Origin of the sequence: Stenotrophomonas sp. EMP41 (assembly GCF_047495535.1) — a bacterium.
In the GTDB taxonomy this organism is placed as follows: domain Bacteria; phylum Pseudomonadota; class Gammaproteobacteria; order Xanthomonadales; family Xanthomonadaceae; genus Stenotrophomonas; species Stenotrophomonas sepilia.
On sequence record NZ_CP179923.1, the window covers coordinates 2352586 to 2376618 of the forward strand.

Below are 24033 nucleotides of genomic sequence, written 5' to 3' on the forward strand. Positions count from 1 at the left end.
TGACACCGCGGTGGGGCAAGGATTCCCGCCGGGGAGGCAGGAAGCCGCGCATTATGGCGCAGATGGGGTGGCCGGGCAACCGTTGGGCCACCTGGCGCCCTGAGCCGGGGCGAGCGCCCAGCCAACCCGGGTTGGGCGCCACCAGAACGATCAGGCCCCGGCCGGCCGTCAGGCCTTGTCGGCGTCGGTGGTGAAGCTCTCGCCGCAGCCGCACTCGGCGGTGGCGTTCGGGTTGCTGAACGTGAAGGTCTCGCTCAGGCCGTGCTTGCCGAAGTCGATCACGGTGCCGTCCACCAGCGCCAGGCTCTTGGCGTCGACATAGATCTTCACGCCGTCCTGCTCGAACACGGTATCGCCCTCGCGCTCGTCGCGTGCCAGGTCGGTGATGTGGCCCCAGCCGGAGCAGCCGGTCCTGGTCACGCCGAAACGCAGGCCCAGCGCGCCGGGGGTCTGGGCGACAAAGCGCTGCACGCGCTCGAAGGCAACGGGGGTCAGGCTGACGGCCATGGGGCTACTCCAGAGGTACGGGGACATTATAAGGAGCTGTGGCTGCGAAAAATGCCTCGCAAGCAGAACGCTGCAACCGGTAAACTCCCGTGTTCACAGATCGAGTCGATCAGCAGAGGATTCAAGTCATGACGGTGGTCAGCGTTGAACATGCGCTTGCCGGGAAGATCCCGGAAGGCGGCGAAGTCACGGTACGCGGATGGGTGCGCACGGTGCGCGGTTCAGCGAATCTGGCCTTCGTGAATGTGAGCGACGGCTCCTGCTTCGCCCCGATCCAGGTCGTGGCCAACGACACCCTGGCCAACTTCGACGAGATCAAGCGCCTGACCAGCGGCTGCTCGGTCATCGGCACCGGCACCCTGGTGAAGTCGCAGGGCAAGGGCCAGTCGTTCGAGATCCAGGCCAGCGCCCTGGAAGTGGTCGGCTGGGTCGAAGACCCGCTCACCTACCCGATCCAGCCCAAGCCGATGTCGCCGGAGTTCCTGCGCGAAGTGGCGCACCTGCGCCCACGCACCAACCTGTTCGGCGCAGTCACCCGCATCCGCAACTGCCTGGCCCAGGCCGTGCACCGCTTCTTCCACGAGAACGGCTTCAACTGGATCAGCACACCGATCATCACCACCTCCGACGCCGAAGGCGCCGGCCAGATGTTCCGCGTTTCCACCCTGGACATGGTGAACCTGCCCCGTGACGAGAAGGGCGCGATCGACTTCAGCCGCGACTTCTTCGGCAAGGAAACCTTCCTGACCGTGTCCGGCCAGCTGAACGTCGAGGCCTACTGCCTGGCGCTGAGCAAGGTCTACACCTTCGGCCCGACCTTCCGCGCCGAGAACAGCCACACCACCCGCCATCTGGCGGAGTTCTGGATGATCGAGCCGGAAATCGCCTTCGCCGACCTAGCCGAAGACGCACGCCTGGCCGAAGAGTTCCTGAAGTACCTGTTCCGCGCCGTGCTGAACGAGCGCAGCGACGACCTGGCCTTCATCGCCGAGCGCGTGGACAAGAACGCGATCACCAAGCTGGAAGACTTCATCAACGCACCGTTCGAGCGCATCGACTACACCGACGCGGTCAGCCTGCTGCAGAAGTCCGGCAGGAAGTTCGACTTCCCGGTGGAATGGGGCCTGGACCTGCAGACCGAGCACGAGCGCTGGCTGACCGAGGAACACGTCGGCCGCCCAGTGGTGGTGACCAACTATCCGGAGCACATCAAGGCCTTCTACATGCGCCTGAACGACGACGGCAAGACCGTTGCCGCGATGGACGTGCTGGCCCCGGGCATCGGCGAGATCATCGGTGGCAGCCAGCGCGAAGAGCGCCTGGACGTGCTGGACGCGCGCATGGCCCAGTTCGGCCTGGATCGCGAGCACTACAGCTGGTACCGCGACTTCCGCCGCTATGGCTCGGTGCCGCACGCCGGCTTCGGCCTGGGCTTCGAACGCCTGGTGGTGTACGTCTGCGGGCTGTCCAACATCCGCGACGCGATCCCCTACCCGCGCGCCCCGGGCAGCGCGGACTTCTAAGCCCCACACGACCACGGAGGTACGACTCCCATGACCCTGTTCTTCGCCCTGTGTTTCGTCGGCGTTGCAGTGGCCGGGTTCAGTGCCTTCGTGATCTTCTGGCCGCTGACCCTGGTGCACGTGCGCGACCGCCATCCGGCGCTCGCCGAGCGCTTCGGCAGCGGCGCCTTCCTCAAGCCCGATGCCCTGGCCTGGCTGCTGCGCCGCGACTATCGCCAGCAGCCGGACCGCTCGCTGTCCGGGCTGGCGACGCCGGCCTGGGTTTCGCTGCTGACCCTGCTGGCCGGACTGGGCATGGCCGCCCTGCTCTGGCTGGCCTCGCTCTGGTAACCCCCATGAATGACATTTCCGCCTCGCGCGACAGCTGGTGGCTGGCCAGCCTCGGCAACACCCTGATCTGGGCGCGCCTGCGCGTTCGCCCGGCCGGCACCGCTGAGGTGCTCGACAGCGATGGCAACACGCTGAGCTATGACAGCGAAGACACCGCCCGTTCGCAGCTGTTCGACGCCGAATTCGTCGAGTATGACGGCCTGGACGAGGAAGACGCGCTGGTGCGCGGCTTCAGCCTGCACGAAGTGCAGCCGCCGCAGGCCGACAGCGACGAGGGCCTGCGCGGCCGCATGATCCAGTCGCTGGGCGCGCGCGCCTGATCCAGGCATGTTCACTCCACGCGCCTTCGCCGAAACCGACCTGCTCTGGCTGGACCGCCTGCTGGCACGAGACCCGTTCGTCACCGTGCTCACGACCGGCGGCGATGGCCTGCCGGAGCTGACCCGGATGCCGGTGCTGTACCGGCGTGACGGCGATCGCATCGAACTGTGCGGGCATTGGGCCCGCGCCAACCCGCAGTCGCGCCACCGCGGCACCGCCAAGGTGCTGGTCGATGGACCGCACGGCTATGTTTCGGCCAGCTGGTACCCGGACAAGGAGCCTGCTGCGCGGGTGCCGACCTGGAACTATGCGGCTGCCGAGCTGCGCGGGCAGCTGCACACGTTCGACGATGCCGATGCGCTGGCCGGGCTGGTCGGTGCGATCAGCGACCACTTCGAAGCCAGCGTTGGCCAGGCCTGGCGGTTCGATGCCACGCGTGCCGAGCATGGCCCGGAACTGCGTGCCATCGTCGGCTTCCGTTTCCAGGTCGAACACGTGCAGCTGAAGCTGAAGCTGAGCCAGAACCATCCCGACGCCAACCAGCGCGCCGTGGTCGCCGAACTGGAACAGCTGGGCACCCCTTCCTCCACCGAGTTGGCGCAGTGGATGCGCTGGCACCGCGAACAGGCCGCCCGCAGCGGCTGAACACCCCAGATTCCCGCGACGTCGCAGCCGGATGGCTGCGGTGCGCCCCCACCCGACGCCAGGGACCCGAACATGAAAGACATCCACAAGCTGCTGCAGAACAACCGCGACTGGGCCGACCGCATCGAGAAGGAGGACCCCGAGTTCTTCCACCAGCTGGCCAAGCAGCAGCATCCCGAGTACCTGTGGATCGGCTGCTCGGATTCGCGCGTGCCGGCCAACCAGATCATCGGCATGGCGCCGGGCGAAGTGTTCGTGCACCGCAACGTCGCCAACGTGGTCGCCCACACCGACCTCAACTGCCTGAGCGTGGTGCAGTACGCAGTGGACCAGCTGAAGGTCAAGCACATCCTGATCGTCGGCCACTACGGCTGCGGCGGCGTGCATGCCTGCCTGCACAACACCCGCGTCGGCCTGGCCGACAACTGGCTGCGCCATGTCGGTGACGTGGTGCAGAAGCACCAGGGCATCCTCGACGCGATCGAAGACGATGAACTCAAGCACGCCCGCCTGTGCGAGCTGAACGTGATCGAGCAGGTCGCCAACCTCTGTCGCTCGACCATCGTGCTGGACGCCTGGGCCCGCGGCCAGAAGCTGATGGTGCATGGCTGGGTGTACAGCCTGAAGGACGGTCGCGTGCGTGAAATGGGCATCGACGTCGGTTCGCTGGAAGAGCTGCAGCCAGCGTATGAAAAAGCGCTGTCCTTCGTGCCGCGCAAGGGCCGTCGCGACTGATCCCCCACGGATGACCACCATGCTCGCTCCGCCGATCAACCTGCACGCCTGGATCGAAGAGAACCGCCACCTGCTGAAGCCGCCGGTGGGCAACAAGATGATCGACAACGGCGATTTCATCGTGATGGTGGTCGGCGGGCCGAACTCGCGTACCGACTACCACTACGACGAAGGCCCCGAGTGGTTCTACCAGCTCGAAGGCGAGATGGTGCTGAAGGTGCAGGAGGACGGCGCGGTACGCGACATTCCGATCCGCGCCGGCGAGATCTTCCTGTTGCCGGCGAAGGTGCCGCACTCGCCGCGGCGCCCGCCCGGGGGCATCGGCCTGGTGGTCGAGCGCAAGCGGCTGCCGCATGAGATGGACGGCGTGATCTGGCACTGCGAGCGCTGCAACCACAAGCTGCACGAAGAGTATTTCCCGCTGCAGAACATCGAAACCGACCTGCCCAAGGTGTTTGCGCGCTACCACGCCAGCCTGGAACTGCGTACCTGCAGCCAGTGCGGGCACGTGGATCCGCTGCCGGTGCCGGCGGCGGGCTGACCACCCGCCCCTGTAGAGCCGAGCCCATGCTCGGCTGCCGGGCCGCGAAGCCGAGCACGGGCTCGGCTCTACAGCTATAGCGGTACGCAGGCATTCCGGGCGTCGGTCCCGCCGTGCCAAGCGCTACACTGGCGGTCCCGTTGCAGCCTGTTGCCCGACCATGTCCGACCTGCTCAGCCGCACCCACGCCATCGCCCTGGACGCCGCCGATCCGCTGCGTCCGATGCGTAACGAATTCCTGATTCCGCGCCATGGCGGCGGCGAGCAGACCTACTTCGTCGGCAACTCGCTGGGCCTGCAGCCGCGTGGCGCTCAGGCCGCGGTGCAGGAAGTGATGAAGCAGTGGGGCGAGCTGGCGGTGGAAGGCCACTTCACCGGCCCTACCCAGTGGCTGTCCTACCACCGCCTGGTGAGCGCGCAGCTGGCCCGCGTGGTCGGTGCGCTGCCCAGCGAAGTGGTGGCGATGAACACGCTGAGCGTGAACCTGCATCTGATGATGGTCAGCTTCTACCGGCCGACCACGCAGCGCCCGGTGATCCTGATGGAAGCCGGCGCATTCCCGACCGACCGCCACGCGGTGGAAGCTCAGATCCGCTTCCATGGTTTCGACCCGGCCGAGTGTCTGGTGGAAGTGCAGCCGGACGAAGCCAACGGCACGATTTCGCTGGCCGCGATCGAACGCGCCATCGCCGAGCACGGCCCGCGCCTGGCGCTGGTGCTGTGGCCCGGCGTGCAGTACCGCACCGGCCAGGCCTTCGACCTCGATGCAATCACCCGCGCCGCACGCCTGCAGGGGGCGCGCATCGGTTTCGACCTGGCGCATTCGGTGGGCAACCTGCCGCTGCGCCTGCATGACGTGGCGCCGGACTTTGCGGTGTGGTGCCATTACAAATACCTCAACAGCGGCCCGGGCGCGGTTGCCGGCGCCTTCGTGCACGAGCGCCACCATCGCGACACCACCCTGCCCCGATTCGCTGGCTGGTGGGGCCATGAGGAAGCCACCCGTTTCCAGATGGCACCGCAGTTCACCCCGGCCATCGGTGCCGAAGGGTGGCAGCTGAGCAATCCGCCCATTCTGGGGCTGGCACCGTTGCGCGCCTCGCTGGACCTGTTCGAGCGAGCCGGCATGGAGGCGCTGCGCAGCAAATCGCTGGCGCTGACCGGCCTGCTCGAAGCACTGGTCCGCGCACGCCTGCCGCAGGTGCTGGACATCATTACCCCGGCCGATCCGCAGCGCCGCGGCTGCCAGTTGTCGCTGCGCGTGATCGGTGGCCGCGAGCGCGGCCGTGCACTGTTCGAGCACCTGCGCGGCATCGGCGTGCTCGGCGACTGGCGCGAGCCTGACGTGATCCGCATCTCGCCCACCCCGCTCTACAACCGCTACCTGGACGTGCACCATTTCGTCGAGGAAGTGGAAGCCTGGGCCGGCCTGTAAGCCAGCCCCTCCCCTGCTGCTGGACAGTTCGTTGATCGCACACGCCTCCCGCTCGTTGAGCATTATCGGTGCCGGCCTTGCCGGGTCTCTGCTCGCCATCCTGCTGTCACGGCAAGGCTGGCGCATCACCCTGTACGAACGCCGTGGCGATCCCCGCATTGCCGACTACGAGAGCGGTCGTTCGATCAACCTGGCGCTGGCCGAGCGTGGGCGCAACGCCCTGCGCCAGGCCGGCGTGGAAGACGAGGTGATGGCGCGCGCGGTGATGATGCGCGGACGCATGGTGCATCCACGCGACGGCGAACCGCAGCTGCAGCGCTATGGCCGCGACGACAGCGAGGTGATCTGGTCGATCCACCGCCGTGACCTGAACATCACGCTGCTGGAGCTGGCCGAACGGGCCGGCGCCACCGTGCACTTCCACCGCCGCCTGCACACGGTCGATTTCGATGCCGGCCATGCGCGCTTCATCGATGATCGCGACGACAGTCCGCACGACATCCACTTCGATACCCTGATCGGTGCCGACGGCGCAGGGTCGGCGCTGCGCGCGGCGATGAACCGGCGCGCGCCGCTGGGCGAGGACATCGCCTTCCTCGACCACTCTTACAAGGAGCTGGAGATCCCGCCGGCCGCCGACGGCGGCTTCCGCATCGAGCGCAACGCACTGCATATCTGGCCCCGTGGCCACTACATGTGCATCGCCCTGCCCAACCACGAAGGCACCTTCACCGTCACCCTGTTCCTGCCCAACCAGGGCGATCCCAGCTTCGCGACGGTCAATACCGGTGCGCAGGCCGAGGCGTTGTTCGCGCGCGAATTCGCCGATGCGCTGCCGCTGATCCCCAACCTGCGCGCCGACTGGGAGCAACACCCGCCGGGCCTGCTTGGCACGCTCACCCTGGAGCGCTGGCACCAGCAGGGGCGCGCCGTGCTGATCGGCGATGCCGCCCACGCGATGGTGCCGTTCCACGGCCAGGGCATGAACTGCGCGTTCGAGGACTGCGTCGCACTGGCCCGCCACCTGATGGACGCGGATGACCTGCAAGGTGCGTTCGCCGCGTTCGAAGCCGAGCGCAAGCCGAATGCACGTGCCATCCAGCAGATGGCGCTGGAAAACTACCTGGAGATGCGCGACCGCGTGGCCGACCCCGCATTCCTGCTGCAACGCGAGCTGGAGCAGGAACTGCAGCGGCGCTGGCCGACCCGCTTCGTGCCGCATTACACGATGGTCACCTTCCTGCACACACCGTACGCCGAGGCGCTGCGCCGCACCGAACTGCAGCGCGACATGCTGGTGGCCGCCACCACCGGCCATGATTCCCTGGACCACATCGACTGGGCCGCGCTGGAAGCGCAGATCCACGCGCAGCTGCCGGTCCTGGAGGGCGCGCACTGATGGCCGACAGCTTCCTGTTCTACGACCTGGAAACCTTCGGCCAGGACCCGCGGCGCACCCGCATCTCGCAGTTCGCCGCGATCCGCACCGATGCCGATCTCAACGAGATCGACACGCCGGTCAGCTTCTTCGTGCGGCCGGCCGATGACCTGCTGCCCTCGCCGATGGCCACCCTGGTCACCGGCATCACCCCGCAGCAGGCGCTGGCCGAGGGCATCAGCGAGGCCGAGGCCTTCGACCGCATCAACGAGCAGCTGTCGCGCCCCGGCACCTGCGCGCTGGGATACAACACGCTGCGCTTCGACGATGAGTTCGTCCGCTACGGGCTGTTCCGCAACTTCCACGATCCCTATGAGCGCGAGTGGCGCAACGGCAATTCGCGCTGGGACCTGCTGGACATGCTGCGGCTGATGCGCGCGATGCGCCCGGACGGCATCCAGTGGCCGCTGCGCGAAGACGGCGCCACCTCGTTCAAGCTCGAGCACCTGGCCGAGGCCAACAACGTGCGCGAAGGCGATGCGCACGAAGCGCTGTCAGACGTGCGCGCCACCATCGGCATGGCACGGCTGTTCAAGCAGTCGCAGCCGCGCCTGTGGGAGTACGCGCTGAAGCTGCGCGACAAGCGCTTCGTCGGCGGCCTGCTGGACGTGGCCGCGATGAAGCCGGTAATGCACATTTCCATGCGCTACCCTGCCAGCCGCCTGTGCGCCGCACCGGTTCTGCCCTTGGCCGTGCACCCGACCATCAACAACCGGGTCATCGTGTTCGACCTGGAAGGCGAGATCGACGACCTGCTGGAGCTGCCGGCCGAGGTGATCGCACAGCGCCTGTACATGCGGGCCAGCGAGCTGCCCGAAGGCGTGGCACGCGTGCCGCTGAAGGAAGTGCACCTGAACAAGGTGCCGGCACTGATCGCATGGAACCACCTGCGCGCCGATGACCATGCGCGCCTCGGCCTGGACGTGGCCGCGATCGAAGCCAAGGTGGAACGGCTGCGCGCGTTCGCTCCACAGCTGGCCGAGAAGGCACGCCAGGTCTACAACCAGCCCCGCGTCGCGACCGTGGCCGATGTCGATGCCTCGCTGTACGACGGATTCCTCGGCAACGGCGACAAGCCGCTGCTCGCGCTGGCACGCACCACCGCGCCGGAGCAGCTGGCCGCGCTGGAAGGGCGCTTCCGCGACCCGCGCCTGCCCGAACTGCTGTTCCGCTACCGCGCACGCAACCATCCCGGCAGCCTCGCGCCGGCTGAACGCCAGCGCTGGCAGGATTACCGCCGCCAGCGCCTGCTCGGCGACGGCGGCCTGGGCGAACTCAACCTGCCCCAGTACCAGCAACAGCTTGATGCACTGGCCGCCGAGGCACCCGGCGACGCGCGGCGCCAGGCCCTGCTGCAATCGCTGCGCGACTGGGGCCAGCACCTGCAGGAGACGCTGTGAGCACCTATTTCTCGGACGCCAGTTTCAGGTTCCTGCGCAGCCTGGCGCGGCACAACGACAAGACCTGGTTCAACGACCACCGCCAACAGTATGAAGACCACGTCCGGCAGCCGTTCCTGCGCCTGCTGGGTGACCTGCAGCCGGCATTGGCCGAGGTCAGCGAACACTTCCGCGCCGATACCCGCGGCGTCGGCGGCTCGCTGTTCCGCATCCACCGTGACGCGCGCTTTTCCAACGACAAGTCACCGTACAAAACCTGGCAGGGTGCGCGCCTGTTCCATGAGCGCCGCCGAGAGGTGGCCGCGCCGTCTTTCTATGTGCACCTGCAACCCGGCGAGAGCTTCGTCGGCGCCGGCCTGTGGCATCCGGAACCGGAAACCCAGCGCCGCGTGCGCCACTTCATCCTCGACAACCCGGGCAGCTGGAAGGCCGCCGCGCATGCGCCGGCCCTGCGCAAGCGCTTCGATTTCGAGGAGAGCGAGAAGCTGGTGCGCCCCCCACGTGGCTTCCCGGCCGACTTCGAGTTCATCGACGACCTCAAGCACCGCAACTGGGTGATGTGGCGCTCGCTGGACGACGCCACCATGACCGGCCCACGCCTGCTGTCCACGCTGGGCAAGGACCTGGCCGCGCTCGGTCCGTTCGTCGATTACCTGTGCGCCGCGCTGGATCTGGAGTTCTGATGTCGCAGGATCTTCCGCTGGCCCGCCAGCGGCGCGTGCTCGGCCGCACCGGCCTGGCCGTTTCACCGATCGGCCTGGGCTGCTCCGGCTTCTGGGGCCATCGCCGCTTCCCGGAGCATGACGCGGCCGCCGTGGTCGAACATGCGCTCGCCCATGGCGTGAATCTGCTCGATACGGGTCACAACTATTCCGGCTTCCATGCCGAGCCGCGCCTGGGCCGCATCCTGCGCCCGTTGCTGAAGCAGTACCCGCGCGATTCACTGGTGATCTCAAGCAAGGGCGGCACGCTGACCGGCCAGGCCGGCATCAGCGGTGCCGAGCAACGCAACTTCTCGCCCGCGGCCATCACCGCCAGCTGCGAGGCGTCGCTGCGCAACCTCGGCCTGGATCACCTGGACATCTACCAGCTGCATGGCGCCAGCGAGCACGACATCAACGACGATCTGCTGGCCGCGCTGCAGCGCCTGCGCGAGCGCGGGTTGATCCGGCACACCGGCATCAACACCCACTCGGCCTCGACCCTGCGCTGGATGATCGCCCATCCCGGCGCCTTCGATGTGGTGCTGCTGGACTACAACGCCCTGCAGCAGGACCGCGAACCGCTGATCGACCAGTTGCAGGCGGTGGGCATCGGCGTGCTGGCCGGGACCGTGCTGGCGCAGGGCCACCTGCTGCCCGCACGCCCGCGCCTGCCACGACTGGCCGATGGCTGGTACCTGGCGCGCGCCTGGCTGAAGCCCAGCAGCCGCCAGCTGATGCGCAGTGCCCGCCAGATGCGCCGGGCAGTGGCCGCGATCCGCAGCCAGCGTCCGGCCCAGACCGCCTTCGCCTATGCATTGGGGCATCCCGGCGTGGCCAGCGGCATCCTCGGCACCACCCGCATCGGCAGCCTGGACGAGGTGCTGGCAACACGCGTGGAGGCGCTGGGTCCGACCGAGCGCCGACAGCTGGTGGACGCCTTCGGCGACGGACAGGGTTCGCCCAGTCAGTAAGTCTTCACCCGGTACTGCCGCGGTTGCGGCAGTCTGGTCGCCATGAAGAAACTCTCCGCGCTTGTGGTGCTGCTGGTCCTGGCCTTGGTAGCCTGGTGGTTCGGCGGCCCGTACCTGACCGTCAACGGCCTGTCCAAGGCCATCGAACAGCGCGACACCGCGCGCCTGGAGCGTTACGTGGATTTCCCGCGCGTGCGCAGCAGCCTGCGTGCGCAGCTCAATGATTACCTGGTGCGCCAGGCGGGGCCGGACGTGGCGGCCAGCCCGTTCGGTGCCCTCCTCTACGGCCTCGGCGACCAGCTCGGGGGCGCCGCGGTGGAAACCATGGTGACCCCGACCGGGATCGGCGCGATGCTGCAGGGCCACGTGCTGTGGAAGCGTGGCCGTAATGAACTGCAGGGTGGCGACGCCTTCGGCGCGACTGAACCGGCGCGGCCGTTGAAGAATGCCGAACATCATTTCGAGTCATTCGACCGCTTCGTGATCGATGTCGATCGCGGCCCCGGCCAGCCGCCGTTGAAGGTGGTGCTGGAGCCGCAGGGCCTGCGCTGGAAGGTGGTGGACCTGCAGCTGGGAATGTCGGGCAGCCCTTGATCGGACCCGTGGCCTGACGGCAGCGCCAACCAACGGTTGGCACCTACCGGTCGAATCCGCCCTATCCCTCGTTGGCGACGCCGTGCGGTACGTGGCCGGCAGCCACGTGCGCGCGGGCGCTGTCGATGTTGTGCTGCGAATCATCGAAGAAGATGTCGGCACCGAAGGCCTGCAGGAACGGCCCCTTGTGGCGGCCGCCGAGGAACAGCGCTTCGTCCAGGCGCACGCCCCACTCCCGCAGGGTGCGGATCACCCGCTCGTGCGCCGGGGCCGAACGCGCGGTCACCAGTGCGGTACGGATCGGCGCGCTGTCGCCCGCCGGGAACACTTCCTGCAGCGTGTGCAGGGCCGACAGGAAGCCGCGGAAGGGGCCGCCACTGAGCGGCTCGCGGGCGCGTTCGCGTTCATGGCGGCCAAAGGCTTCCACGCCCTGCTCGCGCGAAATGCGCTCACTCTCGTCACCGAAGATCACTGCGTCACCGTCGAAGGCAATGCGCAACTGGCCGGCCGGGCGGCCGGTATCGATCTGGTCGGCCGCTGCCGCAGCGGTCTCACCCGGTGGCTTGGGCAGGATGGTCGCCGCCGCGATGCCATGGCGCAGCGCGCTGCGCACCGATTCCGGGTTGGCCGACAGGAACAGGTCGGTACCGAACGGCTTCACATACGGCCAGGTCGGCTCGCCAGCGGTGAACGTCGCACGGATGATGCCCAGGCCGTAATGCTGGATCGAGTTGAAGATGCGCAGGCCGGTATCGGCCGAGTTGCGCGACAGCAGGATCACCTCGACCCGCGGGTTCTCCGGGCTGGCGCCCTGGTTCAGTGCCAGCAGCTTGCGCACCACGGGAAAGGCCACGCCGGGGCCGAGGATGTCGTCCTCATGCTGGCGCTGGAACTCGGCATAGGCCGCCACGCCATCGCTCTCGAACAGCGCATGGCTTTCCTCGAGGTCGAACAGCGCGCGCGAGGTCACCGCAACGGTCAGCAAACGGGGGGAGTTGTCGCCCATCGGTGGGGGTCCTTCAAGCGGTCGGCGGGGCCGGCCGCCTATTGTCCTCAAAAAACGAACTGTTCGCTCAGGATCCGGTCTTCCAGATTGTGCTCCGGGTCGAACAGCAGGGTCACACGACGGTCCCTCGACTCGCGGATGGTCACCTCGACCACATCGCGGGTCTCGTGCGAGTCAGCGGTGACGCTGACCGGACGCTTGTAGGGATCGAGCACGCGGAAGCGCACTTCCGTGTCGGCCTTGAGGATCGCCCCGCGCCAGCGTCGCGGCCGATACGGGGCCAGCGGCGTCAGCGCGATGGTATGCGACCCCAGCGGCAACACCGGGCCGTGCGCGGAATAATTGTAGGCGGTACTGCCGGCCGGGGTGGCCACCAGCACGCCGTCACCGATCAGCTCGGCCACCCGCTCCTGGCCGTTGAGGTCGATGCCGATATGGGCCGCCTGCCGGGTCTGCCGAAGCAGCGAGACATCGTTGTAGGCCAGCGACCCGGTGCTGGTGCCGGACTCGGTCAGCGCCACCATTTCCAGCGGGCGCAGGTTGGCCGGTTCGGCACGCGCAATGCGGGCCTGCACGTCATCGTCGCCGCGGTACTGGTTCATCAGGAAACCGACGGTGCCCAGCTTCATGCCGAACACGGGCTTGCCCAGGTGCCCGTGCCGGTGCAGGGTCTGCAGCATGAAACCGTCGCCACCCAGCGGGCACAGTACGTCGGCCTGCTCGGGCGCGTGATCGCCATAACGCGAGATCATCGCCGCGCGGGCCATCTGTGCAGGTTCGGTGGTGCTGGCCAGGAAAGCGATGCGGGGGGTGTCGCTCATCGGTGGATCCGGGTGGGTTTGATGGAGAGCATAACCGAGCGCCGGGAGTTGGACCCCGTGGGGCGGATGACCGGCATATCCGCCGGGACACGCCGTAAACCCATCCCTGGGGGCTCGATCGCGCCATCCATGGCGCTCACGGTCCCGGCGGATATGCCGGTCATCCACCTGGCAGGTTCACGGCCGGCGTCGGGTCAGGTGGTCGCAAAGATCAAGGGCAGAAACAGAACGGCCCCGCTTTCGCGGGGCCGTTCCGGTTCACGCATGCCAGGCATGGCCTGGCACTACTTCACTTACGCACCATGCGCGGCCAGCTGGCCCAGGCGCTGCACCGCGACCGAGACGGTCGGGTAGTCCAGGGTCTTCTGCTCGGCCAGTTCGGCCAGCATCGCCAGGGTGAAGCGCAGGCTGTTGTCGTCGCGGCCCATCCAGGCAGCGACCTTGGCCTCGGCACTGTTGCCCTTGGTGCCCAGCACCTGCCCGGCCAGGTTGCGGTGGTTGGCTGCCAGCTCGTCACGCAGCACGCCACGCGCCACCGCGTGCCAACGACCGTTGACCTCCAACGCGTCCACCTGCTCGAACAGCCACGGCAGCTGCAGGGCATCGCCCAGGCGGAAGTGGACCTTGGACACGTCCACCGGCTTCAGCTTGCGGGTGCGGGCCAGTTCGATGATGTCGAACGCCGGCTCCAGGAAGTGCAGTTCGGCCAGCTGCTGCGCCAGCGCGGACGGCAGGCCCTTTTCCTTCCACTCGGCCACCAGGGCTTCGTAGGTCGGACGCTGCGAATCCGGCAGCACGCCCGAGGCAACGCGGATGTCGTTGAACGGGCCCTGGTAGCGGTTGACCGCTTCGGTGATGCCCGGCATCGCGCCCGGGCGCGACAGCAGCCAGCGCACGAACGAGCGCTGCAGCTTCCAGATCACTTCCAGCGCATCGATCTGCACCGACTCGGGCACCTTGCCGTCGAGCGCGTCGATCTGCGCCCACAACGCGCGCGCATCCAGCGTTTCGCGGCTGATGGTGTACGCCTTGGCAACCTCGGCGATGGAACGGCCGGTGTCTTCCTGCATGCGCATCAGGAAGGTGGCGCCCATGCGGTTGATGGTCTGGTTGGTCACAGCCGTGGCGATGATTTCGCGCTTCAGGCGGTGACGCTCCATCGCGTCGGCGTACTTCTTCTGCAGCGGGGTCGGGAAGTAGCGCTGCAGCTCCTTGGACAGGTACGGGTCTTCCGGAATATCCGAATCCAGCAGCTGGTTGAACGCCACCAGCTTGGAGTAGGACAGCAGCACCGACAGTTCCGGACGGGTCAGGCCCTGGCCGCGTGCCTTGCGCTGCGACAGCTCGGCGTCGGACGGCAGGAACTCGATCTGGCGGTCGAGCAGGCCCTGCTGTTCCAGGGTGCGGATGAAGTGCTGCTTGGACCCCAGGCGCTTGACCGCCATCCGCTCCATCAGGCTCAGCGCCTGGTTCTGGCGGTAGTTGTCGTTGAGCACCAGCTCGGCGACTTCATCGGTCATCGACGCCAGCAGCTTGTTGCGCTGCTCGACGGTCAGCTTCTTGGCCCGCACCACATCGTTGAGCAGGATCTTGATGTTGACTTCGTGGTCGGAGGTATCGACGCCGGCCGAGTTGTCGATGAAGTCGGTGTTGAGCAGCACGCCGGCCTGCGCGGCTTCGATGCGGCCCAGCTGGGTCATGCCCAGGTTGCCGCCCTCGCCCACCACCTTGCAGCGCAGCTCGCCACCGTTCACGCGCAGCGCGTTGTTGGCGCGGTCGCCGACATCGCTGTGCTGCTCGCTGGTGGCCTTGACGTAGGTACCGATGCCGCCATTCCACAACAGGTCGACCGGAGCCTTCAGGATCGCGCTCATCAGATCGTTCGGCGACAGCGCCTTGACGTTCTCGTCCAGGCCCAGCGCTTCACGCACCTGCGGGGTGATCTCGATCGACTTCAGGCTGCGCGGGTACACGCCGCCGCCCTTGCTGATCAGCTTGGTGTCGTAGTCCGCCCAGCTCGAACGCGGCAGGGTGAACAGGCGCTCACGCTCGATGAACGACGTGGCCGCATCCGGATTCGGGTCCAGGAAGATGTGGCGGTGGTCGAACGCAGCGACCAGGCGGATATGGCGCGACAGCAGCATGCCGTTGCCGAACACGTCGCCGGACATGTCGCCGACGCCGACCGCAGTGAAGTCCTGGCTCTGGCTGTCACGACCCAGCGCACGGAAGTGGCGCTTGACCGATTCCCACGCGCCGCGCGCGGTGATGCCCATGCCCTTGTGGTCGTAACCGACCGAACCACCGGAGGCGAACGCATCGCCCATCCAGAAGCCGTGCGCGATGGCCAGGCCGTTGGCGATGTCGGAGAAGGTCGCCGTGCCCTTGTCCGCGGCCACCACCAGGTACGGATCATCCATGTCGTGGCGCACGACATCCAGCGGCGGCACGATCTTGTTGTTGACGATGTTGTCGGTGATGTCCAGCAGGCCCTGGATGAACAGCTTGTAGCAGGCCACGCCATTGGCAAAGATCGCATCGCGATCGCCGTTCACCGGCGGGGTCTTGGCGAAGAAGCCACCCTTCGCGCCGACCGGCACGATGACGGTGTTCTTGACCATCTGTGCCTTGACCAGGCCCAGCACTTCGGTGCGGAAGTCTTCGCGACGGTCCGACCAGCGCAGGCCGCCACGCGCAACCGCACCAAAGCGCAGGTGGGTACCTTCCACGCGCGGACCGTACACGAAGATCTCGCGGTACGGGCGCGGCTTCGGCAGGTCCGGCACCAGCGCCGAATCGAACTTGAAGCTGATGACATGGCCGTGCTGGCCGTTGGCATCGGTCTGGTAGTAGCTGGTACGCAGGGTCGCGTCGATCACGCCCATGAACGAGCGCAGGATGCGGTCCTCGTCCAGGCTGGACACGCGATCCATCAGCTTCAGCAGCGCATCGCGCGCTGCCTGCATCTGCGCGTCGCGGTCGCCCTTGCGGGCATCGACCACGCTCTTGAGCACCTTCAGGGTGGCATCGTCGCCAGCGGCCAGCACATCGAAGTGGGCCTTCAGCTGGGCCTGCCCGGCCGCGATGTCGTCCTTGCTCTCATGGCCGGTGGCCGGATCGAAGCGGGCCTCGAACAGTTCGACCAGCAGGCGGGCCAGCAGCGGGTAACGCGCGAAAGTACCTTCCACGTAGGCCTGCGAGAACGGCACGCCGGTCTGCAGCAGGTACTTGCAGTAGCCACGCAGCATGGCGACCTGGCGCCAGTGCAGGCCAGCTGCCAGCACCAGGCGGTTGAAGCCGTCGTTCTCGGCGTCGCCGTGCCAAACGCGGGCGAAGGTCTCGCCGAAGGCTTCATCGACACTGGCGGCATCGATCGCGCCAGCGGTCGACTCGACCTCGAAGTCCTGCACGTACACCGGCGCGTTGTCGACCGACAGGCGGTACGGACGTTCGGCGATCACGCGCAGGCCCATGTTTTCCATCATCGGCAGCGCGTCCGACAGCGGGATGTCGTCCAGCTGGCGATACAGCTTCAGGCGCAGGCCATCGCCGCCCTCGCGCGGCACGGCCTGCAGGCTCAGGCGCAGGTCGTCCGGGCCGGTCAGCGCGTCGAGCTGGCTGACATCATTGGCGGCAACGGCGGTGCTGTTGTCTTCGATGTAACCGGCCGGTAGCGCCTTGCCGATGCGGGCGGCAATGCGCAGGCCTTCGGTCTCGCCATGGCGGGCCACCAGCGCCTCGCGCAGGTCGTCCTGCCAGTTGCGCAGCACCTGGGCCAGCTTCTGCTCCAGTTCGGCGGTATCGACGTCGAGCATTTCACCCGGCTTCGGGCGCACGATCAGGTGCACCTGGGCCAGCGGCGATTCGCCCAGCACCACCGAGCTGTCGACGTACTCGCCGTGCAGCGCGTCCTTGAGCATCGCTTCGATGCGCAGGCGCACGTCGGTGTTGAAGCGCTCGCGCGGCAGGTAGACCAGCGCGGAGATGAAACGGCTGTACTTGTCGCGGCGCAGGAACAGACGGCTGCGCACGCGCTCCTGCAGGCCCAGCACGCCCATCGCGGTGCGGAACAGTTCGTCCTCGCTGGACTGGAACAGCTCTTCGCGCGGCAGGGTTTCCAGGATGTGGCGCAGGGCCTTGCCGCTGTGGCTGGCCGGGGCCAGGCCCGACTGCTTCATCACGTGCTCGTGGCGCTGGCGCACCAGCGGGATTTCCCACGGGCGGCGGTTGTAGGCGCTGGAGGTGAACAGGCCGAGGAAGCGCTGCTCGCCGATGATCTTGCCCTTGGCGTCGAACTCCAGCACGCCGATGTAGTCCATGTAACCGGCGCGGTGCACGCGCGAACGGGCATTGGTCTTGGTCAGGATCAGCGCGTCCTTCAGCCCGGACGTGGTGTTGAGGCCCTGCGCGGCCAGGGTCTTGACCGGACGGGCGGCGGACTTGTCCTTGCCGCGCATCAGGCCCAGGCCGGTGTCGTTCAGCGGCGCCAGCACCTCTTCCTTGCCCTGCTTCTCGACGCGGTACTCGCGGTAGCCGAAGAAGGTGAAGTGGTTGTCGGCGGCCCAGCGCAGGAACTCCTGTGCTTCCTTGCGCGACGCGTCGTCGACCGGCAGCTGGCGGCTGCCCAGGTCGTCGGCCAGTGCCAGCGCCTTGTCCTTCATCGGCTGCCAGTCGCGCACGATCGCACGCACTTCATCCAGCGCCTTGTTGATGGCCTGCTCGATGGCAGCCATCGCATCGGCCGGCTGGCGGTCGATTTCCAGCAGCATCACCGACTCGGCATCACCCTCGCCGACCTTGACCAGCTTGCCGGCCTTGTCGCGGGTGAAGCGCAGCACCGGATGGCCCAGCACGTGGACACCCACGCCCTGTTCGGCCAGCGACATGGTGACGGTATCGACCAGGAACGGCATGTCGTCGTTGACGATCTGCAGCACGGTATGCGGCGATTCCCAACCGTTGGCCTTCGCGGTCGGATTGAACACGCGGACGTTGGCCTTGCCAGCCTTGCGGGCCCGGGCGAATTCCAGCGTCTCAGCCGCGAGAGCGGCCCACTCTTCAGCGCTGTGGTGCGGGAACTCGTCCGACTCCATGCGCTTGTAGAAGTCAGTGGCGAAAGCCACTGCTTCGGCCTGTGCGGCCGCGGGGTAGCGCTTGCGCAAGGCCGTGTACACCGGCTCCAGGGAGAAACCAGCGGTCACTGCGACCTCCGACTCTGCTGGTTTCGTCTTGTTTTTCACGGTCTTGGCTGCGGTTTTTTGCGGTTTCATGGCAGAGCGATGCGCTTGCTCAGTTGGGAAAATGAAATTGTAGCCCTACCGCACGAAAAGGCCTTGCTGCAGGACGGAATAAGCAGATTCGGGTTTGCTGCGGTTTAAACGCCTATTCAGTTCGCACCGGTATGGTGCTGGCGCCTGTTTCGGCACTGCCGACAGGATCGGCAAAACGTGTTACCGGAAGACACACGCGGCGACGCCGATGCGATTCCACAATCCTGAACTGGACGGTATAGTCCACCGCGTGAACCCGGCCTACCTCCCCGTTGCCCTCGATGCACGCGATGAGCGTGTGTTCGACGCCGTACGCGAACTGCTGGCCCAGCAGGGCATGCAGATGAGCATGGACGCGGTGGCCCAGCATGCCGGCTGTTCGAAGCAGACCCTCTACTCGCGCTATGGCAGCAAGCAGCAACTGCTGCGCCGGGTAATGCAGCGCCACGTCGGCCACGCCACCGGGGCCATGGTTCGTGCACTCCGCAGTGACGACCTGCGTGCCAGCCTGCTCCAGTTCGCCACCGACTTCCTGGAGCACTTCAACCAACCGCACGTGGGCCAGGCCTGCCGGCTGATCGCCGCCGACGCGGCCCAGTTTCCCGAAGAGGCGCGTACGCTGTACCGGCATGGCGCCGGCGCACTGACGCTTCATCTTGCTGAATGGATTGAAACCGTTTGCATGCAGGGCCAGCTCCGGCATGACGACCCGCACTTCATGGCCGAACTGCTGCTGAGCATGATCGCCGGTCAGGATTTCGACAAACAGCGCTTCCATACCCCCCATCGTGATGACGCGGTCTTGCGTCGGCGCTGGGCAGAGTTCTCCGTCGACAGCTTCCTGCGCGCCTTCGCGCCTCAGCCGTCGCCGGCCCCGTCTACAAACCAACCCCGGAGTTCCTCCTGATGACCGCCCCACTCCGCACCCTTGCCTTGACGTGCGCCGTTGCTGTCGCGCTGGCTGCCTGCAAGAAGCCGGAACAGCAGACGCCCCCGCCGCCGGAGGTGGGCGTGATCGACGCCAAGCCGCAGACCCTGCCGCTGCAGCGCGAGCTGGTCGGCCGCCTGTCGCCGTTCCGCAGCGCCGACGTCCGCGCACGCGTGCCCGGCGTGCTGCTCAAGCGCGTCTACCAGGAAGGCTCGCAGGTCAAGCAGGGCCAGACCCTGTTCCTGATCGACCCGGCGCCGCTGCGTGCCTCGCTCAACGCCTCCGAGGCCCAGCTGGCCTCGGCCCGCGCGACCTACGCCAACGCCAAGGTCGCCGCCGACCGCGCACGCTCGCTGGCCCCGCAGCAGTTCGTCTCCAAGTCCGACCTGGACAACGCCGAATCGGCCGAGCGCACCGCGCTGGCCGCGGTCAAGCAGGCCGAAGCGGCAGTGACCTCCTCGCGGATCAACCTCGGCTATGCCGAAGTGACCGCGCCGATCAGTGGCGTGGCCAACAAGCAGCAGGTCACCGAGGGCGCGCTGGTGGGCCAGGGCGATGTGACCCTGCTGACCACCGTCGACCAGCTCGACCCGCTGTACGTCAACTTCTCGTTGAGCGTGGACGAGCTGACCCAGCTGCGTGCGCAGCAGGCCAAGGGCGCGCTGGCGCTGTCCGGCGACGGCAAGGCCACGGTGGCCGTGAAGCTGGCCGATGGCAGCACCTACAGCGAGCCGGGCACGCTGGACTTCTCCTCGACCACGGTCGACCCGGCCACCGGCGCCGTGTCGCTGCGCGCGCTGCTGCCGAACCCGCAGCAGATCCTGCTGCCGGGCGCCTTCGTCAGCTTCCAGGCCAACCTGGGCGAGCGCAACAACGCCTTCCTGGTGCCGCAGCAGGCCCTGCTGCGCGATACCACCGGCGGCTACGTGATGGTGGTCGGCGCCGACGGCAAGGTCGTGCGCAAGAACGTGAAGACCGATGGCGCGCAGAACGGCAACTGGCTGGTCAGCGACGGCCTCGCCGCTGGTGACAAGGTGATCGTGGCCGGCGTGCAGAAGGTCAAGGAAGGTGCACCGGCGGTGGCCAAGCCGTGGACCCCGGGCCAGGACGCCAACGGCAAGCCGGCCGCAGGCGGCGCCGCCCCGGCGGGCGCTGCACCGGCTGCAGGCAAGGCACCGGCCGACGCGGCCAAGCCCGAGCAGGCCGATGCGGCCAAGCCGGCCGCCACCGATTCGAACAAGCAGTAACGGGAACCTTCCGTCATGCCTAAATTTTTCATCGAGCATCCAGTCTTCGCCTGGGTGGTAGCGATCCTGATCTCGCTCAGCGGCGTGATCGCGATCCTCAACCTGGGCGTGGAGTCCTATCCCAACATCGCCCCGCCGCAGGTCACCGTCTCGGCGACCTACCCGGGCGCCAGTGCCGATACCACGGAAAAGTCGGTCACCCAGGTGATCGAGCAGCAGCTGACCGGTATCGATCACCTGCTGTACTTCAGCTCCTCGTCCGCCTCCAACGGCCGTGCACAGATCACCCTGACCTTCGAGACCGGTACCGATCCGGACATCGCCCAGGTGCAGGTGCAGAACAAGGTCTCGCTGGCCACGCCACGCCTGCCATCGGAAGTGACCCAGCAGGGCGTGGTGGTGGCCAAGGCCAACGCCGGCTTCCTGATGGTGGTGGCGCTGCAGTCCGACACCCCGACCATCAACCGTGACGCCCTGAACGACATCGTCGGTTCGCGCGTGCTCGACCAGGTCTCGCGCATCCCCGGCGTCGGCAGCACGCAGCAGTTCGGTTCCGAGTACGCCATGAACATCTGGCTGAACCCGGAAAAGATGCAGGGCTACGGCCTGTCGGCCAGCCAGGTGCTGGCCGCGGTGCGTGCACAGAACGTGCAGTTCGCCGCCGGCGCACTGGGTTCGGACCCGTCGCCGGAAGACCAGCACTTCACCGCCACGGTCTCGGCCGAAGGCCGCTTCAGCTCCCCGCAGGAGTTCGAGAACATCATCCTGCGCGCCAATGCTGACGGTTCGCGCGTGCTGCTGAAGGACATCGCCCGCGTTGCCTTCGGTGCCAACAACTACGGTTTCGACACCCAGTACAACGGCAAGCCGACCGGCGCCTTCGCCATCCAGCTGCTGCCGGGCGCCAACGCCCTGAACGTGGCCGAAGCGGTGCGCGCCAAGATGGACGAGCTGCAGCCCAGCTTCCCGGCCGGGGTTACCTGGTTCTCGCCGTACGACAGCACCACCTTCGTCAAGATCTCGATCCAAGAAGTGGTCAAGACCCTGTTTGAAGCGGTCTTGCTGGTGTTCCTGGTGATGCTGATCTTCCTGCAGAACTTCCGCGCGACCCTGATCCCGACCCTGGTCATCCCCGTCGCCCTGCTTGGTACCTTCCTGGGCATGTGGATGATCGGCTTCACGATCAACCAGCTGACCCTGTTCGCGATGGTGCTGGCCATCGGCATCGTGGTCGACGACGCGATCGTGGTGATCGAGAACGTCGAACGCATCATGACCGAGGAGGGCCTGGCGCCCAAGCCGGCCACGCAGAAGGCGATGACCCAGATCACCGGTGCGGTGGTGGCGATCACCGTCGTGCTGGCCGCGGTGTTCATCCCCTCCGCCCTGCAGGGCGGTGCCGCCGGTGAGATCTACAAGCAGTTCGCGCTGACCATCGCCATCTCGATGGCATTCTCGGCGTTCCTGGCGCTGGGCTTCACCCCGGCGCTGTGCGCGACCTTCCTCAAGCCGACGCACAACGACAACCCGAACATCGTCTACCGCACCTTCAACAAGTACTACGACAAGATCAGCCACACCTATGTGGGCCACATCACCTCTGCGGTGCGCCATGCGCCGCGCTGGATGATCCTGTTCGTGGTGCTGACCGCGCTGTGTGGATTCCTGTTCACCCGCATGCCGGGCAGCTTCCTGCCGGAAGAAGACCAGGGCTATGCGCTGGCGATCGTGCAGCTGCCGCCGGGCTCGACCAAGGGCCAGACCAACGAAGTGTTCGCGCAGATGCGTGGCATCCTGGAAAAGCAGGATGGCTATGAAGGCATGCTGCAGGTGGCCGGCTTCAGCTTCGTCGGTTCCGGCGAGAACGTGGGCATGGGCTTCATCCGCCTGAAGCCGTGGGAGGAACGCAAGTTCACCGCGCCCGAGTTCATCCAGAACATGAACGGCGCGTTCTACGGCATCAAGGAAGCGCAGATCTTCGTGGTCAACCTGCCCACCGTGCAGGGCCTCGGCCAGTTCGGTGGCTTTGACATGTGGCTGCAGGACCGTAGCGGTGCCGGCTACGAACAGTTGACCCAGGCCCGCAACATCCTGCTCGGCCAGGCCGCGCAGAAGCCGGACCACCTGGTTGGCGTGCGCCCCAACGGTCTGGAGAACGCGCCGCAGCTGCAGCTGCACGTGGACCGCGTGCAGGCGCAGTCGATGGGCATGTCGGTGTCGGACGTGTACAGCACCATCCAGCTGATGCTGGCCCCGGTGTACGTCAACGACTTCTTCTACGAGGGCCGCATCAAGCGCGTGACCATGCAGGCCGATGGCCCGTACCGCACCGGCCAGGAATCGCTGAAGAGCTTCTACAGCCCCTCCACCCTGACCCAGAACGCCGATGGCACCAACGCGATGATCCCGCTCAACACGGTGGTCAAGTCCGAATGGGTGTCGGCGCCGCCGTCACTGAGCCGCTACAACGGCTACTCGGCGATCAACATCGTCGGTTCGCAGGCACCCGGCACCAGCTCGGGTGAGGCGATGCAGACCATGGAAGGCATCGTCAACGACGACCTGCCGGCCGGCTTCGGCTACGACTGGTCGGGCATGTCCTACCAGGAAATCCTGGCCGGCAACGCTGCGACCCTGCTGCTGGTGCTGTCCATCGTGGTGGTGTTCCTGTGCCTGGCCGCCCTGTATGAAAGCTGGTCGATCCCGGTGGCGGTGCTGCTGGTGGTGCCGCTGGGCGTGCTGGGTGCCCTCGGCCTGTCGATGCTGCGCGGCCTGCCCAACGATCTGTTCTTCAAGATCGGCCTGATCACCGTGATCGGCCTGGCGGCGAAGAACGCGATCCTGATCGTGGAATTCGCGGTGGAGCAGCGCGCAGCAGGCAAGAACCTGCGTGATGCCACCATCGAAGCGGCGCGCCTGCGTTTCCGCCCGATCCTGATGACGTCGTTCGCGTTCATCATGGGCGTGATCCCGATGGCGATCTCCACCGGTGCCGGCGCCAACTCCCGCCACGCCATCGGTACCGGCGTGATCGGCGGCATGCTGTTCGCCACCCTGCTCGGCCTGCTGATGATCCCGGTGTTCTTCGTCGTCGTGCGCCGCATGCTCGGCGACAAGCTGGACGAACCGTCCAAGGAGTTCATGGAACGCCAGCGCGACGCGGATGCCGCACACCGTCCGGATCGTTGATCCGGCGGTGCGCTGAGAACGAAAAGGCCCCGGAGCGATCCGGGGCCTTTTTCTTGCCACAGTCAAATTCATGCCAACCAAGGTTGGCATCTACCGGAACAACGGCATGGCCAATATCCGTCAACCTGGGTTGGCGCTGTTCGAGTCACGTCTCAGCGCAACAGCGCGACCACCACGCACACTGCCACGATTACCAGTGCAGCCCACTGCATGGGCACAAAGAAGAAATGATGGGGCGCCACTTCGCCCTTCTGCCGGGGTGCCCGGTTGAGCCACAGGCCCAGCAGCACATTCACCGCCGCGCCAATGCCAGCACCCAGCAACACCTGCGAGAGCGGGATGTTGCCCTTGGGGCCTTCGTGCGGGAAGAAATACGCCAGCAGCAGGATCGCTGCAATCGGCGTCACCAGCGTCATGATTCCCCAACC

General features: G+C 66.9%; 20 protein-coding genes. 15 read left to right on the forward strand and 5 right to left on the reverse strand.

The window, feature by feature from the left end; translation table 11 throughout:
- Window positions 1-168: 168 nt before the first annotated feature.
- A complete protein-coding gene (locus ACMGRF_RS10835) occupies window positions 169-507 on the reverse strand; it encodes a HesB/IscA family protein (protein ID WP_019660371.1) in 339 nt (112 codons plus the stop codon).
- Window positions 508-635: 128 nt separating this feature from the next.
- Between ACMGRF_RS10835 and asnS the strand changes: the two genes are divergently transcribed.
- From asnS to ACMGRF_RS10895, 12 genes are all read left to right on the forward strand, one after another.
- A complete protein-coding gene (gene asnS / locus ACMGRF_RS10840; protein ID WP_049415614.1) occupies window positions 636-2030 on the forward strand; it encodes an asparagine--tRNA ligase in 1395 nt (464 codons plus the stop codon).
- 30 nt (window positions 2031-2060) lie between these two features.
- Window positions 2061-2360, forward strand: coding sequence for a hypothetical protein (locus ACMGRF_RS10845; protein ID WP_005417403.1), 300 nt, complete (start codon window positions 2061-2063; stop codon window positions 2358-2360).
- Window positions 2361-2365: 5 nt separating this feature from the next.
- Complete coding sequence (locus tag ACMGRF_RS10850; RefSeq protein ID WP_262256777.1) at window positions 2366-2680, forward strand: hypothetical protein; 315 nt, start codon at window positions 2366-2368, stop codon at window positions 2678-2680.
- A gap of 7 nt (window positions 2681-2687) precedes the next feature.
- A complete protein-coding gene (locus ACMGRF_RS10855) occupies window positions 2688-3326 on the forward strand; it encodes an FMN-binding negative transcriptional regulator (RefSeq protein ID WP_414485217.1) in 639 nt (212 codons plus the stop codon).
- A gap of 72 nt (window positions 3327-3398) precedes the next feature.
- A complete protein-coding gene (gene can / locus ACMGRF_RS10860) occupies window positions 3399-4061 on the forward strand; it encodes a carbonate dehydratase (RefSeq protein ID WP_049439547.1) in 663 nt (220 codons plus the stop codon).
- Between the two features lie 19 nt (window positions 4062-4080).
- A complete protein-coding gene (locus ACMGRF_RS10865) occupies window positions 4081-4602 on the forward strand; it encodes a 3-hydroxyanthranilate 3,4-dioxygenase (protein WP_049439577.1) in 522 nt (173 codons plus the stop codon).
- Between the two features lie 160 nt (window positions 4603-4762).
- Window positions 4763-6037 carry a kynureninase gene (kynU, locus tag ACMGRF_RS10870; protein WP_049439545.1) on the forward strand — a complete coding sequence of 425 codons (1275 nt, stop codon included), beginning with the start codon at window positions 4763-4765 and terminating at the stop codon, window positions 6035-6037.
- Window positions 6038-6068: 31 nt separating this feature from the next.
- Window positions 6069-7436, forward strand: a complete 1368-nt coding sequence (locus tag ACMGRF_RS10875) for an FAD-dependent oxidoreductase (RefSeq protein ID WP_049415620.1) — start codon at window positions 6069-6071, stop codon at window positions 7434-7436.
- Window positions 7436-8875 carry an exodeoxyribonuclease I gene (sbcB, locus tag ACMGRF_RS10880; RefSeq protein WP_099486648.1) on the forward strand — a complete coding sequence of 480 codons (1440 nt, stop codon included), beginning with the start codon at window positions 7436-7438 and terminating at the stop codon, window positions 8873-8875. Before ACMGRF_RS10875 ends, sbcB begins: the two co-directional genes overlap by 1 nt.
- A complete protein-coding gene (locus tag ACMGRF_RS10885; RefSeq protein ID WP_070489082.1) occupies window positions 8872-9558 on the forward strand; it encodes a DUF2461 domain-containing protein in 687 nt (228 codons plus the stop codon). The genes sbcB and ACMGRF_RS10885 overlap by 4 nt, the downstream gene beginning before the upstream one ends.
- The gene (locus tag ACMGRF_RS10890; protein WP_049439540.1) at window positions 9558-10550 is read left to right on the forward strand and encodes an aldo/keto reductase; all 993 of its coding nucleotides are present in this window, start codon (window positions 9558-9560) and stop codon (window positions 10548-10550) included. The genes ACMGRF_RS10885 and ACMGRF_RS10890 overlap by 1 nt, the downstream gene beginning before the upstream one ends.
- Before the next feature lie 42 nt (window positions 10551-10592).
- A complete protein-coding gene (locus ACMGRF_RS10895; RefSeq protein WP_049415630.1) occupies window positions 10593-11144 on the forward strand; it encodes a DUF2939 domain-containing protein in 552 nt (183 codons plus the stop codon).
- Between the two features lie 61 nt (window positions 11145-11205).
- On the opposite strand, the gene ACMGRF_RS10900 is transcribed toward ACMGRF_RS10895, so the two are convergent.
- From ACMGRF_RS10900 to ACMGRF_RS10910, 3 genes are all read right to left on the reverse strand, one after another.
- Window positions 11206-12150, reverse strand: coding sequence for a 5'-nucleotidase (locus ACMGRF_RS10900; protein ID WP_049415637.1), 945 nt, complete (start codon window positions 12148-12150; stop codon window positions 11206-11208).
- A gap of 47 nt (window positions 12151-12197) precedes the next feature.
- Entirely contained in the window at window positions 12198-12971 is a 774-nt protein-coding gene (locus ACMGRF_RS10905) for an NAD kinase (protein WP_049415640.1), read from the reverse strand.
- A gap of 293 nt (window positions 12972-13264) precedes the next feature.
- On the reverse strand, window positions 13265-18241 hold the full coding sequence (locus ACMGRF_RS10910; protein ID WP_099486652.1) for an NAD-glutamate dehydrogenase: 4977 nt from the start codon (window positions 18239-18241) through the stop codon (window positions 13265-13267).
- A gap of 250 nt (window positions 18242-18491) precedes the next feature.
- Here ACMGRF_RS10910 and ACMGRF_RS10915 point away from each other — a divergent pair, with 250 nt between their 5' ends.
- From ACMGRF_RS10915 to ACMGRF_RS10925, 3 genes are read left to right on the forward strand one after another with little or no spacing between them, the layout of a single operon-like run.
- On the forward strand, window positions 18492-19148 hold the full coding sequence (locus ACMGRF_RS10915; protein WP_049415647.1) for a TetR/AcrR family transcriptional regulator: 657 nt from the start codon (window positions 18492-18494) through the stop codon (window positions 19146-19148).
- Window positions 19148-20416 carry an efflux RND transporter periplasmic adaptor subunit gene (locus tag ACMGRF_RS10920; RefSeq protein WP_049415652.1) on the forward strand — a complete coding sequence of 423 codons (1269 nt, stop codon included), beginning with the start codon at window positions 19148-19150 and terminating at the stop codon, window positions 20414-20416. The genes ACMGRF_RS10915 and ACMGRF_RS10920 overlap by 1 nt, the downstream gene beginning before the upstream one ends.
- A gap of 15 nt (window positions 20417-20431) precedes the next feature.
- Window positions 20432-23605: a multidrug efflux RND transporter permease subunit gene (locus tag ACMGRF_RS10925; RefSeq protein WP_414485218.1), complete on the forward strand. Its 3174-nt coding sequence runs from the start codon at window positions 20432-20434 to the stop codon at window positions 23603-23605.
- A 152-nt stretch (window positions 23606-23757) separates the two neighbouring features.
- On the opposite strand, the gene ACMGRF_RS10930 is transcribed toward ACMGRF_RS10925, so the two are convergent.
- Entirely contained in the window at window positions 23758-24021 is a 264-nt protein-coding gene (locus ACMGRF_RS10930) for a hypothetical protein (protein ID WP_414485920.1), read from the reverse strand.
- Between the last annotated feature and the right edge of the window lie 12 nt (window positions 24022-24033).

What these genes read in the sequence shown, in the direction of transcription:
- ACMGRF_RS10835 (WP_019660371.1), bottom strand. Translation starts at nt 507, where the DNA reads ATGGCCGTCAGCCTGACCCCCGTTGCCTTCGAGCGCGTGCAGCGCTTT.
- asnS (WP_049415614.1), top strand. Translation starts at nt 636, where the DNA reads ATGACGGTGGTCAGCGTTGAACATGCGCTTGCCGGGAAGATCCCGGAA.
- ACMGRF_RS10845 (WP_005417403.1), top strand. Translation starts at nt 2,061, where the DNA reads ATGACCCTGTTCTTCGCCCTGTGTTTCGTCGGCGTTGCAGTGGCCGGG.
- ACMGRF_RS10850 (WP_262256777.1), top strand. Translation starts at nt 2,366, where the DNA reads ATGAATGACATTTCCGCCTCGCGCGACAGCTGGTGGCTGGCCAGCCTC.
- ACMGRF_RS10855 (WP_414485217.1), top strand. Translation starts at nt 2,688, where the DNA reads ATGTTCACTCCACGCGCCTTCGCCGAAACCGACCTGCTCTGGCTGGAC.
- can (WP_049439547.1), top strand. Translation starts at nt 3,399, where the DNA reads ATGAAAGACATCCACAAGCTGCTGCAGAACAACCGCGACTGGGCCGAC.
- ACMGRF_RS10865 (WP_049439577.1), top strand. Translation starts at nt 4,081, where the DNA reads ATGCTCGCTCCGCCGATCAACCTGCACGCCTGGATCGAAGAGAACCGC.
- kynU (WP_049439545.1), top strand. Translation starts at nt 4,763, where the DNA reads ATGTCCGACCTGCTCAGCCGCACCCACGCCATCGCCCTGGACGCCGCC.
- sbcB (WP_099486648.1), top strand. Translation starts at nt 7,436, where the DNA reads ATGGCCGACAGCTTCCTGTTCTACGACCTGGAAACCTTCGGCCAGGAC.
- ACMGRF_RS10890 (WP_049439540.1), top strand. Translation starts at nt 9,558, where the DNA reads ATGTCGCAGGATCTTCCGCTGGCCCGCCAGCGGCGCGTGCTCGGCCGC.
- ACMGRF_RS10895 (WP_049415630.1), top strand. Translation starts at nt 10,593, where the DNA reads ATGAAGAAACTCTCCGCGCTTGTGGTGCTGCTGGTCCTGGCCTTGGTA.
- ACMGRF_RS10900 (WP_049415637.1), bottom strand. Translation starts at nt 12,150, where the DNA reads ATGGGCGACAACTCCCCCCGTTTGCTGACCGTTGCGGTGACCTCGCGC.
- ACMGRF_RS10905 (WP_049415640.1), bottom strand. Translation starts at nt 12,971, where the DNA reads ATGAGCGACACCCCCCGCATCGCTTTCCTGGCCAGCACCACCGAACCT.
- ACMGRF_RS10910 (WP_099486652.1), bottom strand. Translation starts at nt 18,241, where the DNA reads ATGAAACCGCAAAAAACCGCAGCCAAGACCGTGAAAAACAAGACGAAA.
- ACMGRF_RS10920 (WP_049415652.1), top strand. Translation starts at nt 19,148, where the DNA reads ATGACCGCCCCACTCCGCACCCTTGCCTTGACGTGCGCCGTTGCTGTC.
- ACMGRF_RS10925 (WP_414485218.1), top strand. Translation starts at nt 20,432, where the DNA reads ATGCCTAAATTTTTCATCGAGCATCCAGTCTTCGCCTGGGTGGTAGCG.
- ACMGRF_RS10930 (WP_414485920.1), bottom strand. Translation starts at nt 24,021, where the DNA reads ATGACGCTGGTGACGCCGATTGCAGCGATCCTGCTGCTGGCGTATTTC.